Genomic DNA, 14,558 nt, shown 5'->3' with positions numbered 1-14,558 from the left:
CCGCGGCCTCAGCCCTCGGGGTGGTAGCCGCAGGCGTCGTCCGCGGCGACCGCCGTGCCCGGGTCGTCGCGGGGGCCCGACGGGGTGCGCGGGCCCAGCGCCTTCGCGACGACCGACTGCATCCAGGGGTAGTCGGGGTCGCCGGAGAAGAACTTGTCGGAGCTCACGAAGGCGATCGACTTCACCCTCTTGTCCTTGACCTTCAGGGCCAGGTCGACGAACGCCGGCATCAGCTCGGCCGGCACGTCGGTCCGCAGGATCTCCTGACCCGCCTTCGCGAGCGCCTGGTAGCGGCGCAGCACGTTGAGGGGGTCGGCCTCGTCGATGATCGCGTCGACCATGCACCGCTGGCGCAGCATCCGGTCGTAGTCGTCGCTCCCCCAGCGGCCGCGGGAGTACCAGAGCGCGTGGAAGCCGTCGAGGTGCTGGTCCGGCCCGGGCTCGAGGTAGCCCGTGGGCGGGATGCCGAGGTCGGTGTTGCCGTTGATCGCGATCGGCTCGTTGATGTTGACGGTGACGCCGCCGATCGCGTCGACGAGCTGCTGGAAGCCGAGCAGGTTGATCAGCATGTAGTAGTCGACGTGGGTGCCGAGGCTGCCCGCGACCGCCTGCTTGACCGCGTCGGCGCCCTCGTTGTCGGACGCACCCATGATGTGCGGGTAGAGGGCCGGGACCTGGCTGTAGACCGCGTTCAGCATCCAGTTGCCCGGGTCGGCGGCGGGGTCGGTGCTGCGGAAGCCGTCGGGGAAGGCGTCGTGCAGGGGGCTGTCCGCGGGGAACTGCGCGTTCATCATGTTGCGCGGCAGGCTGAACATCACGGCCCTGCCCGTGCGGGTGTCCATGCTGAGCAGGATCACCGAGTCGGTGCGGATGCCGGTGCGGCCGACTCCCCCGTCGCCGCCGAGCAGGAGCACGTTGACGCGGTCGCGGCCGCCCCACGGGTCCGCCTCGTCGACGTCCTGGGGCGTGGTCGCGTTGTCCTCTCCGGAGAAAACGGTCTCGACGAAGTCGGCCTGCGTCATGGAGTAGCGGACCGCCTGGACCGCCGGCAGCGCCACGAGGATGCACAACAGCGCGACGACGAGCGCCCCGAGGCTGCCCTCCACCGTGGTCATGCCCAGCGGCCGGGCCATGGCGTACGTGGTGACGACCATGAACGCCCAGACGACGAACGCGACGCCGACCACGATCGCGAGGGCGCGCAGCCGCGCCGGGTCGAAGGCGAGGTCGAGCAGCCGGTGCAGGTCCTGGGCGTAGAAGGCCAGCACACCGAGACCCGCGAGGAACGGCAGCAGGGCGGCGTACCCGAGGCGGCGCCGGGTCCAGAGGTAGCCGGCGCCCGGGAGCACCGCCGCGAGGAACGTCACCGCCAGCGCGCCGCCCATGGTCCGCGCCCGCCGGAAGGCACGACGGGCCGGCGCGCGGTGCCGCGCGCTGGGAGCGTGCGGGCGCGGTTCGACCGCGACCCGCGCTCCCGATCCCGACATCTGCACCCTTTCCCGCCGGAAACCGGGGCTGACGCTACCAACGGCACCGGCCCGGCGGGGCGACTTCCGGCGTCAGACCCCGAGCCCGGCCGCCACGGAGTACGACGTTCCCCGGGTCGCGCGGGCCCACCGCACGCCTGACCGTCCGACCGTCCGACGCCACGCTCCTCCGGAGCGTCGAGGCGGCCGAGGAGCTCGACGAGGTCGCGGTCACCCGCTTCAGCACCGGCACGTCGTTCGCCTTCGAGCCGAGGCGCTCGCTGCCGATCACGCCTGTTTGAGAGGATGGGGACGTGCCCATCACCCGTGGCTTCCTCGGACGCGGCCGTCCGCAACGACCGGACCGTCTCCCGCCGGGCCAGTACGACACCGGCAGCTCCTGGCCCACCCTCACGGCCGAGGCGACACCCAGGCTCGACCCGGAGCAGTGGTCGATGACGGTCGACGGCCTGGTCGAGAACCCGCAGACCTGGTCGTGGCAGGAGATGCACGCGCTGCCGCCCTCGACGTACGTCGGCGACATCCACTGCGTGACGACCTGGTCGAAGTTCGACATGACCTTCGCCGGCGTCAGCGTCGACACGCTGCTCGAAGTGGCGCGGCCGACGGCGGAGGCGAAGTTCGTGCTCGCGCACTCGACGACCGGCTACACGACCAACCTGCCGATCGAGGACATCACCGGCGGCAAGGCCTGGGTGGTCTGGGACTACGACGGCAAGCCGCTCCCTCCGGGTCACGGCGGCCCGGTGCGGCTGCTGGTGCCGCACCTCTACTTCTGGAAGTCCGCGAAGTGGGTCACCCGGCTCGAGCTCCTCGCCCGGGACCGGCCCGGCTTCTGGGAGCAGAACGGCTACCACGACCGCGGCGACCCGTGGCTCGAGCAGCGCTACCAGGGAGATCCGTAGTGGCCGACGCTCCCGCCGGCGGTTGGACCACCGGCCGGATCATCGAGCTCGCGCACCCGTCCGACAAGCTCGTGCAGCTGCGCTTCCACGTGGACGACCGGGTCGACCACCTGCCGGGCCAGCACTACGTCGTCCGGCTCCGCGCCCCCGACGACTACACCGCGCAACGGTCCTACTCGGTGGCCTCCGACCCCGACGACCCGCTGCTGGAGCTGATGGTCGAGTGCCTGCCCGGCGGCGAGGTGTCCGGCTTCCTCCACGACGTCGCCGAGGTCGGCGACGAGCTGGAGCTGCGCGGCCCGATCGGCGGCTGGTTCGTGTGGGAGGGCGACGTGCCGGCGGTCTGTGTGGCGGGCGGGTCGGGCGTGGTGCCGATCGTGGCGATGACCCGCTACGCCCGGCGGCTCGGCCTGCAGGACGAGCTCAAGGTCGTCGTCGTGGCCCGCACCTGGGACGACCTGCCGTACGCCGCCGAGCTCCAGAGGTACGGCGCGTTCATCGCGCTGACCCGGGAGAACCTCGGCGACCGGGTCGCGGCCCCGCCGTACCCCGACGAGATGGCGGCGTACGTCGACGGCGCCGAACGTGCCTATGTGTGCGGGTCGGTCGGCTTCGCGACGTTCGCGACCCGGCTGCTCCAGGAGTCGGGCGTCGTCGCCGACACGATCCGGGTCGAGCAGTTCGGCGAGACGAGCTAGTCGGCTAGAGCGCCCGCACCCGCTGGAAGTTGCGCCCGCCACGTCGGAACGTCGCGGCCACGGCGGCGGGGACCCGGTGCTCCTCCAGGGCCTCGTCGTCCCAGTCGCAGGGCCGGACGTGCCGCAGGTCCGCGTCGTACGCGTCGGGGTCGTCGTCGTAGCGCCATGGTCCGGTGACGACACCGCGGCGGAAGAGCCCGTCCTCGTCCCGGGTCCAGACCTCGGCACCGTCGGGCACCGCCTTGAACCGCTCGACCCGGGCGGCGGTGCGCTCGTCACCGAGACGGTCGCCCACCCCGACGAGCCCGAGGCTCAGGGCGCGCTCGACCGCGAGCCACCGGTCGACCTCGTCGAGCCTCGACCACATGGGCGCTCGGTAGACGCCGTCCGGCTCCGTCATGCAGGCGATCGTAGGGTGGGCGCGTGAGCGCGGCGTACGGACACTTCACGATCGGCTTCGTCACGGGCGCGACTCCCGACAAGTGGGCCGGCGTGTGGCGAGCCCGCTTCGCCCGCGACCAGCTCGACCTGGAGCCGACGACCGAGGACGACCAGCTCGCCGGCGTCCGCGACGGCTCCCACGACATGGCGCTGGTGCGGCTCCCGATCGACCGCGACGGGCTCCACTGCATCCCGCTCTACGACGAGCTCCCGGTCGCCGTGATGGGCACCGAGCACCTGCTGACGCTGCTCGACGAGGTGAGTCTCGCCGACCTCGCCGACGAGCAGCTGGTGCTCCCCCACGCCTCGGGCTGGACCCCCGACGCGGAGCAGCTGGCCTGGCCGCCGATGACGGTCGGGGACGCCGTCGAGGTGGTCGCCTCGGGGACGGGAGTCGTGATCGTGCCCATGTCGGTGGCGCGCCTGCACCACCGCCGCGACGTCACCTACCGGACCGTCACCGACCTGCCCCCGACGACCGTCGGGCTCGCCTGGCTCGTCGACAACGACGACCCCTGGGTGCAGCGGTTCATCGGGATCGTCCGGGGCCGCACGGAGCGCAGCTCGCGCTAGGGGTGTCCCGTCACACGTTTGGCGTCGAGTGCCGGTGGTAACCCGTCAGGGTGACTACTGAGCAACGCCCCCGTCCTGCCCGTACCGCCGATGCGGTGAAGTCGCCCGTCGGCGACCCGATCCCGCACCCCGCCCTCGACCACCCCGTCGACGAGGCCGGACCGCAGGAGGCCGGCCTCGACAAGGTCGTGTTCGGCGTCACCGCGGCGATCGCGGTCGCGTTCCTCGTCTGGGGGTTCGTGAGCACCGGCTCGCTCGCCACGGCGTCGGGCGAGGCGCTCGGCTGGACGATGGCCAAGACGGGGTGGCTCTTCGTCCTCACCTCGAGCGGCTTCGTGGTCTTCGTGATCTGGCTCGCGCTCAGCCGGTTCGGCAACATCCCGCTCGGCCGCGACGACGACGAGCCCGAGTTCAGGACGGTCTCGTGGGTGGCGATGATGTTCAGCGCCGGCATGGGCATCGGCCTGATGTTCTACGGCGTCAGCGAGCCGCTCACCCACTTCGTGACTCCCCCGCCGGGCACCGGTGGCGCCGGCAACGACGAGGCCGTCCAGCACGCCATGGCGACGACGCTCTTCCACTGGACCCTGCACCCCTGGGCGATCTACGCCGTCGTCGGGCTCGCCATCGCGTACGGCGTCTACCGCAAGGGCCGGCTCCAGCTCATCTCGGCGGCCTTCGAGCCGCTGCTCGGCAGCCGGGTCAACGGCGGCTGGGGCCGCGTCATCGACATGCTCGCGATCTTCGCGACGCTCTTCGGCTCGGCGGCCTCCCTGGGCCTGGGCGCGCTCCAGATCCAGAGCGGCCTCGAGATCGTGGGCGGCATCGGCGAGGTCGGCAACGGCGTCCTCGTCGGCATCATCGCGATCCTGACGGCGGCCTTCGTGCTCTCCGCCGTCTCCGGCGTCGCCAAGGGCATCCAGTGGCTCTCGAACATCAACATGGTGCTGGCCATCGCGCTCGCGCTCTTCGTGTTCGTGCTCGGCCCGACCGTCTTCATCCTCAACCTGGTGCCGACCTCGATCGGCAGCTACGTGCAGGACCTGCCGATGATGGCGGCGCGCACCGGCGCCGAGGGCGAGGAGACCAGCGACTGGCTCCAGACGTGGACGGTCTTCTACTGGGCCTGGTGGCTGTCGTGGACGCCGTTCGTCGGCATGTTCATCGCGCGCATCTCGCGCGGGCGCACCATCCGGCAGTTCGTGTCGGGTGTGCTGCTCGTGCCGAGCCTGGTCAGCCTGGTGTGGTTCTGCATCTTCGGCGGCGCCGCGATCGACCTGCAGAAGACCGGCACCGACATCGCCGGCGCGGGCAACGGGGCCGTGGAGTCGCAGCTGTTCAGCACCCTCGACGCGTTCCCGATCGCCACGGTGGCGAGCATCGTCGTGATGCTGTTGGTCGCGATCTTCTTCGTGTCCGGCGCGGACGCGGCTTCGATCGTGATGGGCACGCTGTCCGAGCGCGGCACCCAGGAGCCGAGCAAGAAGACGGTGATTTTCTGGGGAGTCGCGACCGGCGCGGTCGCGGCGGTGATGCTGCTCGTCGGCGGCTCCGACGCGCTCACCGGGCTGCAGAGCATCACCATCGTCGCGGCGCTGCCGTTCGTGGTGGTGATGATCGGGTTGGCCGTCTCGCTGGTGAAGGACCTGCGCAGCGACCCGCTCGTGGTGCGCCGCCGGTACGCCGAGGAGGCCGTCGAACAGGCGGTCATCGCCGGTGTGACCGAGCACGGCGACGACTTCGTGCTCACCGTCGACCGGGACCCGGACGCCGGCCCGGCCAAGGACTGACCTACCAGCTGGTGGCGAGCGGTCGGCCCTCGTGGAAGCCGGCGGCCGACTGCACGCCCACCACCGCCCGCTCGTGGAGCTCGTCGAGCGTCGTGGCCCCGGCGTACGTGCACGCCGACCGCACGCCCGAGCAGATCTGGTCGACGAGGTCCTCGACGCCCGGCCGGGCCGGGTCGAGGTACATCCGCGACGAGGAGATGCCCTCCTCGTAGAGCCCCTTGCGGGCGCGGTCGTAGGCCGACTCGGCCGACGTACGGTTCGCGACCGCCCGGGCCGACGCCATCCCGAAGGAGACCTTGTAGGAGCGGCCGTCGGAGTCGACCATCAGGTCTCCGGGCGACTCGTGGGTGCCGGCGAACCAGGAGCCGATCATGACCGCGGACGCCCCTGCGGCCAGGGCGAGGGCGACGTCGCGAGGGTGTCGTACTCCGCCGTCCGCCCACACGTGCTTGCCGAGGTCAGCGGCCGTGCGGGAGCACTCGAGCACGGCCGAGAACTGCGGGCGCCCGACACCGGTCATCATCCGCGTCGTGCACATGGCGCCGGGACCGACACCGACCTTGACGATGTCGGCACCGGCCCCGATCAGCGCGCGGGTGCCCTCGTCCGAGACGACGTTGCCGGCGGCGATCGGCACCTGCGGGTCGAGCGCGCGGACGGCGGCGAGCGCCTCGAGCATCCGGTCCTGGTGGCCGTGCGCGGTGTCGACCACGAGGCAGTCGACGCCCGCGTCGAGCAGCTCCTCGGCCTTCTGGGCGACGTCGCCGTTGACGCCGACCGCCGCGGCGATCCGCAGCCCGCCGGTCGGGTCGACCGCCGGCGTGTAGAGCGTGGCGCGGAGCGCCCCGGTGCGGGTGAGGACGCCGACCAGCTTCCCGTCGGCGTCGACCGCGACGGCGAGCGTGCCGTGTGCGCGGTCGAGGGCGTCGAACGCCTCGCGCGGGTCGGCGTCGGCAGCGAGCACGACCGTCGGCGGCTGCATCACGTGCTGGACCTGGGCGAACCGGTCCACCTCGACGCAGTCGGCGGCGGAGACGACGCCGATCGGGCGGCCGTCGTCGACGACCACGGCCGCGCGGTGCGCCCGCTTGGGGATCAGGGAGAGTGCCTCGGCCACGGTCTGCTCCGAGCTCAGCTCGATCGGCGTGTCGAAGACCAGGTGCCGCGACTTCACGAAGCGCACCACCTCGGCCACCACGGCGGCCGGGATGTCCTGCGGGATGACCGTGAGCCCGCCGCGGCGGGCGATGGTCTCGGCCATCCGCTTCCCCGCGATCGCGGTCATGTTGGCCACCACGAGCGGCAGGGTCGCGCCCGTGCCGTCGCTGGTGGCGAGGTCGACGTCGTACCTGCTGGCGACCGCGGAGTGCCGCGGGACCATGAAGACGTCGTCGTAGGTCAGGTCGTGGGCCGGGGCCGCGCCGCCGTTGAGCTCGTCGAGGAACTGCACGTCGGTGGAGTCTACGGCGAGCCCTCATCTCGGTGTGTGGGCTGTGGGATCGGGCCGCGCGGTCCTTAGGGTGTGGACATGCCCTTCGTCGAGCCGGGAGACCCTGCAGAGCTCGCTGATGCCGCGAGCGAGCTCTTCGAGGCGCTCTTCGACGGTCCGTCGGCGTACGTCGCGCGCGCGCCCGGGCGGGTCAACCTGATCGGCGAGCACACCGACTACAACCGCGGGCTGGTGCTCCCGCTCGCGCTCCCGCACGCGACGTACGCCGCCGTCGCGCCCCGCGACGACGGCCGGGTCCGGATCGCCAGCAGCCACGGCGACACCACCTGGACCGGCACCGTCGACGCGCTGGGCCCCGGCGAGGTGTCGGGCTGGGCGAGCTACGTCGCCGGGGTGCTGTGGGCGCTGCGCGAGGACGGGTTCGAGGTGCCGGGCCTCGACGTGCTCGTGCACTCGACCGTGCCGCTCGGCGCCGGGCTGTCGAGCTCGGCCGCCCTGGAGTGCTCGGTGGCGGTGGCCGTCTGCGGCGTCCTCGGCCTCGAACCCACGCCCGAGGTCCGCCGACGGCTCCGGGACGCCTGCATCCGGGCGGAGTCGGAGGTCGCCGGGGCGCCGACCGGTGGGATGGACCAGACGGTCTCGCTGCTGGCCGAAGCCGGCGCGGCGCTGCTGATCGACTTCGACCACGACACGACGCAACCCGTGCCTCTCGATCTCGCCGACGCCGGGCTGGCGCTGCTCGTCACCGACACCCGGGTCTCCCACACGCTCGTCGACGGGGGCTACGCCGCCCGGCGTGCCGACTGCGAGGCCGCGGCTGCCGCCCTCGACGTACCCTCCCTCCGCCAGGCGTCGCTGATGTCCGTCGAGGAGCTGAGCGACGACCGGATCCAGCGTCGGGCCCGGCACATCGTCACCGAGATCGAGCGGGTGCGCGCCACCGTCGACGCGATCGAGGCGTCCGACTGGTCCGACGTGGGCCGGATCTTCCGCGCGTCGCACACCTCGATGCGCGACGACTTCGAGATCTCCTGCCCGGAGCTCGACGTGGCCGTGACCTTCGCCGTCGAGGCCGGGGCGCTCGGCGCCCGGATGACGGGCGGTGGATTCGGCGGCTCGTCGATCGCGCTCGTGCCCGAGGAGCGGGTCGACGCGGTGATCCGCGCGATCGACCTGGCCTTCGGCACCGAGGGCTTCCGGCCGCCCGCGCACCTGCGCGCGGAGCCCGGCCCGGCCGCCCAGCTGCTGGGCTGACCGGGCCCCCCAGGCACGCGGTTTGGTCCCAAACCGCAAGTGGGAGCGCTCCAAGCGTGCGGTTTGGGACCAAACCGCAGCATTTCCGGGCTGCTCGTCTGGACGGCGGGACCGGCGGTTTCGGGAGCGTGCTTGAATCCAGAGCACGACCGATGAGCCAACCGAAGGGACGCCTCGTGGCCAGCAAGAGCTCGCTCCAGAAGCTGCAGGACGCCGTCGTCGGCACCGTCAAGGGTGTCGTGAAGGACCCGGTCGGCAGCGCCGGCAAGGCGGTCAACCAGGCGAAGGGCACGTTCGCCGTCGGCAAGGCGGTCGCCGGCCAGGTGGCTCGCACGGCCACCGCGAAGGCCGGCGGAGCGAAGGGCGCGGACGCGCGGACGCCGGCGCCCGCCCCCACGCCAACCGCGGCTCCCCCGGCCACCCCGGAGCGCGACGTCGTCATCACCCCGGCCGACGTCGCCCGGGTCGTGGAGAAGAAGAGCCCGACGGAGAAGGCTGCAGCCAAGAAGGCACCCGCCAAGAAGGCACCGGCGAAGAAGGCCGCGTCGTCGCCGAGCGGCAAGCTCCCGCCGCGGAAGGCACCGGCCGACCAGGTCCCCGCGAAGAAGGCGCCCGCCACGAAGGCGACCGCCACGAAGGCGCCTGCGAAGAAGGCGCCCGCCAAGAAGTCCGCGGGTGGCAGCGACAGCTGACCGCCTGCCCGACCCGGCGCTCGTCGTCCTGGTCGGGCCCTCGGGGTCGGGCAAGTCGACCTGGGCGGAGTCGCGCTACCGGCGCGACGAGATCGTCTCCTCCGACGCCCTGCGCGGCACGGTCGGCAGCGGCCCGCACGACCTGGACGCCTCCGACGACGCCTTCGCGCTGCTCGAGCAGATCGTGGACGCCCGGCTCGGCCGTGGGCTGACGACGGTCGTCGACACGCTCGGCCTCGACGACGTACGGCGGGCTCGGTGGCTGGCCGCCGCCCGCGAGGCCGGGCTCCCGACGGTGGTCGTGCTGATGACGACACCGGACGAGGAGTGCCGCCGCCGCAACCGCGAGCGGGACCGCCCGGTGCCGGCGCCGGCGCTGACCGGACAGCTGAGGAAGGCCCGCACCATCGCCACCACGCTCGACCTGGAGCGCTGGGACCTCGTGCACATCCCGGGGCGGGAGCCTGCCGGGGGACCCGAGCGCCCGTCGGCTGACACGGCCCCGTCACCGCAGCGGCGCAGCTCCCAGGGACTGCGGTTCGTGCTCCAGGTGTCCAGGTTCCCCTGGGGCGAGGACCCCGCCGCGTGGCTCGCGGACGTCGCCCGTGCCGCCGACGGCCACGGGTTCGCGGGCATCGCCCTGATGGACCACCTGATCCAGATCCCGCAGGTGGGCCGCGCGTGGGAGCCGATCCCCGAGCCCTGGGTGACGCTGGGCCTGCTCGCCGGGCTGGACACCGGCCTCGAGCTCGGCACCCTGGTGACCCCCGTGACGTTCCGGCCACCAGGCATCACCGCGAAGGCCGTCGCCACCCTCGACGCCCTCACCGGGGGCCGGGCGTTCGTCGGCCTCGGCGCCGGCTGGTGGGACCGCGAGCACGCGGCGTACGGCCTGCCCTTCCCGCCGCCGGCACAGCGCCTCGACCAGGTCGAGACCGCGATCGAGACGATGCGCGCGCTGTGGTCGGCCGGCACCAAGGCGTACGCCGGCGAGCGAGTCAGCCTGCCCGAGACCACGTCGTACCCCCGCCCGGCCCACGGCATCTCGATCATCCTCGGCGGCGCCGGCGACCGGACCCTGCGGATCGCTGCCCGGCTGGCCGACGCGGTCAACCTGCCCAGCGCGCTCGGCACGCTCGACCGCAAGCTGCCGCTGCTCCGCACGCACGCCGAGGCAGCGGGCCGCCCGGTCACGGTGCCGGTGCTGGACCTGCCGGTCGTCGGCCGCGACCGCGACGACACCTGGGCGCGGGTCGAGCGGCTGCGCGGCAGCACCCCCGCCGGGCAGTACGTCCGCCGGGTCGACGCCGGCACCGCCGGCGAGCACCGCGAGCGCTACGGCGCGCTGGCCGAGCGGGGTGTCGACACGGTGTTCATCGCCCTCGCCGACCTCGACGGTCCCGACGACGTCGAGCGGCTCGCTCCCCTGCTGGCCTGATCTGGGCGCTGCTCGTCACTTCAGCTCTGCGCTGGTCAGCCCGAGCACGCGCCGGGCGACGATCAGCTGCTGGATCTGCTGGGTGCCCTCGAAGATGTCGAGGATCTTGGAGTCGCGGGCCCACTTCTCGAGCAGCTCGGACTCGCTGTAGCCGACCGAGCCGGCGATCTCGACGCACGAGAGCGTGATGTCCGAGCCCACCCGGCCCGCCTTGGCCTTGGCCATCGACGCCTCGAGCGAGTTCGGCTGCCGGTTGTCGGCCATCCAGGCGGCCTGCAGCATCAAGAGGTGCGCAGCCTCCCAGTCGGCCTCCATCTGCAGGAACTTCGCGGCCGCCGCCGACTGCGTGATCGCCGGCCGGTCGTAGTCGATCTCGATGCCCGCCTGGGACAGCAGCTCGCGGGTCAGGTCGAGCGACGCGCGGGCGCAGCCGACCGCCATCGAGGCGACCAGGGGCCGCGTGTTGTCGAACGTCGCCATCGCGCCGGCGAAGCCCTGCTTGGTGTCGATCTCGGGCGAGCCGAGGAGGTTCTCCGCAGGCACCCGGCAGTCCTCGAAGCGGATCGTCGCGGTGTCGGAGGCCTTGATGCCGAGCTTGTGCTCGAGCCGTTCGACGCTCATGCCCGGCGTGCCCTTGGGGACGACGAAGGACTTGATGGCGGCCCGCCCGAGCCCCTTGTCGAGCGTGGCCCAGACGACCACGGCGTCGCAGCGATCGCCCGAGGTGACGAAGATCTTCTCGCCGTTGAGCACGTAGTCGTCGCCGTCGAGCCGTGCCGTCGTCCGGATGTTCGCGGAGTCCGACCCGGTGCCGGGCTCGGTGATCGCCATCCCGGCCCAGACGCCCGCGAAGCGCTGCTGCTGCTCCTCGTCGGCCACCGAGGCGATCGCGGAGTTGCCCAGACCCTGGCGGGGCATCGAGAGGAGCAGGCCCACGTCGCCCCAGCACATCTCGGCGATGGACATGACCGACGCGAGGTTGGTGCCGTTCTTCACCCCGTCGTCGGGGCCGGACGACTCGTCGCGCCGCACGCCGGCGGCGCCGGCACCCTCGCTGGCGCCGGACTCGGAGAGCCCGTCGATCATCGCCGCGAGCATGTCGAGCTCCTGCGGGTACGCGTGCTCGGCCTTGTCGTACTTGCGCGAGATCGGCCGCAGCATGTTCATCGCGACCTGGTGGGCCTGACCGACCAGCGGCCGGAACTTCTTGGGATCGTCGAGGTTGATCATCAGACCAGCACCGCACCTTCCATGACGCCGATGGCCCGGAGGTCGCGGTACCACCGCTCGACCGGGTGCTCCTTCACGAAGCCGTGGCCGCCGAGCAGCTGGACGCCGTCGAGGCCGATCTGCATGCCCTTGTCGGCGCACAGCCTCCGCGCCAGCGCGACCTCGCGGGCGAAGTCCTTGCCGGCGGCGGCTCGCGCCGCGGCCTTCCAGGTGAGCAGCCGCATCGACTGCAGCTCGATCGCGATGTCGGCGACCATGAACGCCACCGACTGACGGTGGGCGACGGGCTCGCCGAACGCCTCGCGCTCCTTGACGTAGGGCACCACGTAGTCGAGCACCGCCTGGCCGGTGCCGACCGACAGCGCGCACCAGGCGAGGCGGGCGAGCCGGACGCACTCGGTGTACGTCGAGCCGTCCGTCGCGCCCAGGACGGCGTCGGCCGGGACCGCCACGTCGGTGAGCGTCAGCTTCGTCAACCCCGCCGCACGGACGCCCATCGCCGGGTCGGCGACCACGTCGATCCCGGCCGTGCCGGACTCGACGAGGAAGAGGACGGGTGCGCCGTCGAGCGAGGCGCCGATCACGAACAGCTCGGCCGCGGCCCCGAGCGGTACGGCGGACTTCACGCCGTTCAGGACGTAGCCGTCGGCGGTCCGCTCGGCGGTCGTCGCCGGCAAGAGCACGTCGAAGAGCACGGTGGGCTCGGTGAGCGCGATCGCGGCCGCCGGGACGTCGCTGCCGGTGAACGCGGGGAGGTAGGTCTGCTGCTGGGCGTCGGTGCCCCACAGGCCGAGGGCGGTGGCGACCGAACCGGGCGCGAGCGAGGCGACCGCGAGACCGAGGTCGCCTCGCGCGAGCGCTTCGGCGACCAGGGCACCCGCCATCGCGGAGCGCTCCTCGGAGATGCCGCCGAGCGACTCCGGGAGGCCGAGGATCGGCAGCCCGATGTCGAGGCCGGCCTTGAGCACGGCCTCGGGGGCGCTGCAGGTCTCATCGGCCTCGGCGGCCGCGGGACGTACGACCTCCGCGGCGAACTCGGTGACCACGTCGACGAGCATCTGCTCGTCCTCGGTCGGCGTCAGGTCGAAGACACCCGTGGCGCGCGCGGCCGCGGGGCGGACGCCGGACCGGGCCGGGCTGCCGGCCTTCGCGAAGGTCCGGCTCGCCGCGGTGATCGTCCTGAAGCCGCTGCGGGTCGCTGTGAAGACGGCCTGCTCGGTCTGCTTGCGCAACCCGATCCGGTCGAGCACGTCGCTCTGGGCGAGCCGGCTCAGCGCGGCCACGGCGTACCCGATCGGGTCGCGGGTCTCCGTCGACGACAGCCCGTGCTTGCCGCCGGGCTTGAGGCTCTTGGTCAGGGACATGCGGCCAATGTAACTCGGAGTTACACTCGGGGCTACAGCTGTCGCCGTGGGTCGGGTCACACCCTCCGCGCGGCTCAGCGGCGGGAGCGAGGCAGGTCCCCAGCGGACGTCGCGACCTAAGATCTGCGGCATGTCCGATGTGACCGCTGCTCCCGACCACGCGCCCCACGGGCCCCTCCCCCGAGGCGGCACGGTGCGCCCGATGACCCGGTGGGGCACACCGGTCATGCACCGACCCCAGCAGGAGGTGACGGCGTACGACGACGAGCTGCGGTCCCTGGTGGCCGACATGGTCGCGACGATGTACGCCGCCGACGGGGTCGGCCTCGCGGCCTGCCAGATCGGTGTCGACCAGGCGGTGTTCGTCTTCGACTGCCCCGACGCGTCCGGCCGGCGCACCGCGGGCGTGGTCTGCAACCCGGTGCTGACGCTGCCGGAGGGCAAGGACCGTCAGCTCGACGAGGACGACGAGGGCTGCCTGTCGTTCCCGGGCGCCTTCGTCGAGTGCGCGCGTCCGGACTTCGCATCGGTCACGGGCACCGGTGTCGACGGAGAGCCGGCGTCGTTCAGCGGCGACGGGATGCTCGCCCGGTGCCTGCAGCACGAGACCGACCACACCCTCGGCACCGTCTTCGGCGACCGGCTCCCCACCAAGCTGCGCAAGAAGCTCCAGAAGCAGCACGACAAGGTCGCCGCCGACTTCCCCGAGAACTGGCCGGCGTGAGCGGTCCGGCCGTGCGGATCGTCCGGCTCTCCCCCGACGCGATCGCCGCGCTGGCCGAGGGCGACCTCGCCACGGCGGACGCGCTCTCGCCCGTCGCGCTCACCCCGTGGCTGGTGTCGGAGGACATGGTCCGCACCTGGCAGCACCGCACCCGGCAGGCCGTCGAGTCGCCCGAGGACCTGCCGTGGATCACCGGCGTCCTCTGGGACGACGACGAGCAGGTCGCGGTCGGCGGATCCGGCTTCCACGGGGCGCCCGACGCCGACGGCATGGTCGAGGTCGGGTACGGCGTGGACCCGGCGTACCGGCGTCGCGGTTATGCCCGCGCGGCCCTGGAGCTGGCCATCGAGCGCGCCCGGGCGGAGCCGGAGGTGCACACGCTGCGCGCCACGGTCTCCCCGGACAACGAGGCGTCCCTCGCACTGATCACGCAGTACCCGTTCGTCGAGAACGGCGAGCAGTGGGACGAGGAGGACGGCCTCGAGCTGATCTTCGAGATGGCCGTCTAGGCC

The 14,558-nt window shown here is 72.6% G+C and carries 14 protein-coding genes; 9 read left to right on the top strand and 5 right to left on the bottom strand.

Annotation, left to right across the window (positions count from 1 at the left end; genetic code table 11):
- Positions 1-8 precede the first annotated feature (8 nt).
- Positions 9-1,487 carry an LCP family protein gene (locus tag PD653B2_RS03190; RefSeq protein WP_133058886.1) on the bottom strand — a complete coding sequence of 493 codons (1,479 nt, stop codon included), beginning with the start codon at positions 1,485-1,487 and terminating at the stop codon, positions 9-11.
- Between the two features lie 293 nt (positions 1,488-1,780).
- Here PD653B2_RS03190 and PD653B2_RS03180 point away from each other — a divergent pair, with 293 nt between their 5' ends.
- Both PD653B2_RS03180 and PD653B2_RS03175 read left to right on the top strand, forming a co-directional pair.
- A complete protein-coding gene (locus PD653B2_RS03180; RefSeq protein WP_085870879.1) occupies positions 1,781-2,392 on the top strand; it encodes a sulfite oxidase-like oxidoreductase in 612 nt (203 codons plus the stop codon).
- Positions 2,392-3,090, top strand: a complete 699-nt coding sequence (locus PD653B2_RS03175; RefSeq protein WP_242665118.1) for an FAD-binding oxidoreductase — start codon at positions 2,392-2,394, stop codon at positions 3,088-3,090. The genes PD653B2_RS03180 and PD653B2_RS03175 overlap by 1 nt, the downstream gene beginning before the upstream one ends.
- Positions 3,091-3,094: 4 nt before the next feature.
- On the opposite strand, the gene PD653B2_RS03170 is transcribed toward PD653B2_RS03175, so the two are convergent.
- On the bottom strand, positions 3,095-3,490 hold the full coding sequence (locus PD653B2_RS03170; RefSeq protein ID WP_085870878.1) for a hypothetical protein: 396 nt from the start codon (positions 3,488-3,490) through the stop codon (positions 3,095-3,097).
- 23 nt (positions 3,491-3,513) lie between these two features.
- Here PD653B2_RS03170 and PD653B2_RS03165 point away from each other — a divergent pair, with 23 nt between their 5' ends.
- Both PD653B2_RS03165 and PD653B2_RS03160 read left to right on the top strand, forming a co-directional pair.
- Positions 3,514-4,104: a LysR family substrate-binding domain-containing protein gene (locus PD653B2_RS03165; RefSeq protein ID WP_085870877.1), complete on the top strand. Its 591-nt coding sequence runs from the start codon at positions 3,514-3,516 to the stop codon at positions 4,102-4,104.
- A 95-nt stretch (positions 4,105-4,199) separates the two neighbouring features.
- Complete coding sequence (locus PD653B2_RS03160) at positions 4,200-5,894, top strand: BCCT family transporter (protein WP_207559256.1); 1,695 nt, start codon at positions 4,200-4,202, stop codon at positions 5,892-5,894.
- A gap of 1 nt (position 5,895) precedes the next feature.
- On the opposite strand, the gene PD653B2_RS03155 is transcribed toward PD653B2_RS03160, so the two are convergent.
- Positions 5,896-7,344 carry a GuaB1 family IMP dehydrogenase-related protein gene (locus tag PD653B2_RS03155; RefSeq protein WP_085870875.1) on the bottom strand — a complete coding sequence of 483 codons (1,449 nt, stop codon included), beginning with the start codon at positions 7,342-7,344 and terminating at the stop codon, positions 5,896-5,898.
- A 78-nt stretch (positions 7,345-7,422) separates the two neighbouring features.
- On the opposite strand from PD653B2_RS03155, the gene galK reads away from it, so the two are divergent.
- The 3 genes from galK (at position 7,423) to PD653B2_RS03140 (ending at position 10,728) form a co-directional block, all read left to right on the top strand.
- The gene (galK, locus tag PD653B2_RS03150; protein ID WP_085870983.1) at positions 7,423-8,598 is read left to right on the top strand and encodes a galactokinase; all 1,176 of its coding nucleotides are present in this window, start codon (positions 7,423-7,425) and stop codon (positions 8,596-8,598) included.
- A 176-nt stretch (positions 8,599-8,774) separates the two neighbouring features.
- On the top strand, positions 8,775-9,290 hold the full coding sequence (locus PD653B2_RS25825; RefSeq protein WP_207559255.1) for a hypothetical protein: 516 nt from the start codon (positions 8,775-8,777) through the stop codon (positions 9,288-9,290).
- Positions 9,274-10,728: an LLM class flavin-dependent oxidoreductase gene (locus tag PD653B2_RS03140; RefSeq protein WP_085870874.1), complete on the top strand. Its 1,455-nt coding sequence runs from the start codon at positions 9,274-9,276 to the stop codon at positions 10,726-10,728. The genes PD653B2_RS25825 and PD653B2_RS03140 overlap by 17 nt, the downstream gene beginning before the upstream one ends.
- A gap of 15 nt (positions 10,729-10,743) precedes the next feature.
- Here the strand turns inward: PD653B2_RS03140 and PD653B2_RS03135 are convergent, their stop codons facing one another.
- Both PD653B2_RS03135 and PD653B2_RS03130 read right to left on the bottom strand, forming a co-directional pair.
- Positions 10,744-11,958: an acyl-CoA dehydrogenase family protein gene (locus tag PD653B2_RS03135; RefSeq protein ID WP_085870873.1), complete on the bottom strand. Its 1,215-nt coding sequence runs from the start codon at positions 11,956-11,958 to the stop codon at positions 10,744-10,746.
- Positions 11,958-13,322 (bottom strand): acyl-CoA dehydrogenase family protein, encoded by a 1,365-nt coding sequence (locus PD653B2_RS03130; protein WP_085870872.1) that lies wholly within the window; start codon positions 13,320-13,322, stop codon positions 11,958-11,960. Before PD653B2_RS03130 ends, PD653B2_RS03135 begins: the two co-directional genes overlap by 1 nt.
- A 130-nt stretch (positions 13,323-13,452) precedes the next feature.
- Here PD653B2_RS03130 and def point away from each other — a divergent pair, with 130 nt between their 5' ends.
- Both def and PD653B2_RS03120 read left to right on the top strand, forming a co-directional pair.
- The gene (def, locus tag PD653B2_RS03125; RefSeq protein WP_085870871.1) at positions 13,453-14,046 is read left to right on the top strand and encodes a peptide deformylase; all 594 of its coding nucleotides are present in this window, start codon (positions 13,453-13,455) and stop codon (positions 14,044-14,046) included.
- On the top strand, positions 14,043-14,555 hold the full coding sequence (locus PD653B2_RS03120; RefSeq protein ID WP_207559254.1) for a GNAT family N-acetyltransferase: 513 nt from the start codon (positions 14,043-14,045) through the stop codon (positions 14,553-14,555). Before def ends, PD653B2_RS03120 begins: the two co-directional genes overlap by 4 nt.
- Positions 14,556-14,558: the final 3 nt, after the last annotated feature.

The organism is Nocardioides sp. PD653-B2, from assembly GCF_002117935.1.
GTDB lineage: Bacteria > Actinomycetota > Actinomycetes > Propionibacteriales > Nocardioidaceae > Nocardioides.
This window is presented reverse-complemented; position numbering and strand designations above follow the sequence as displayed.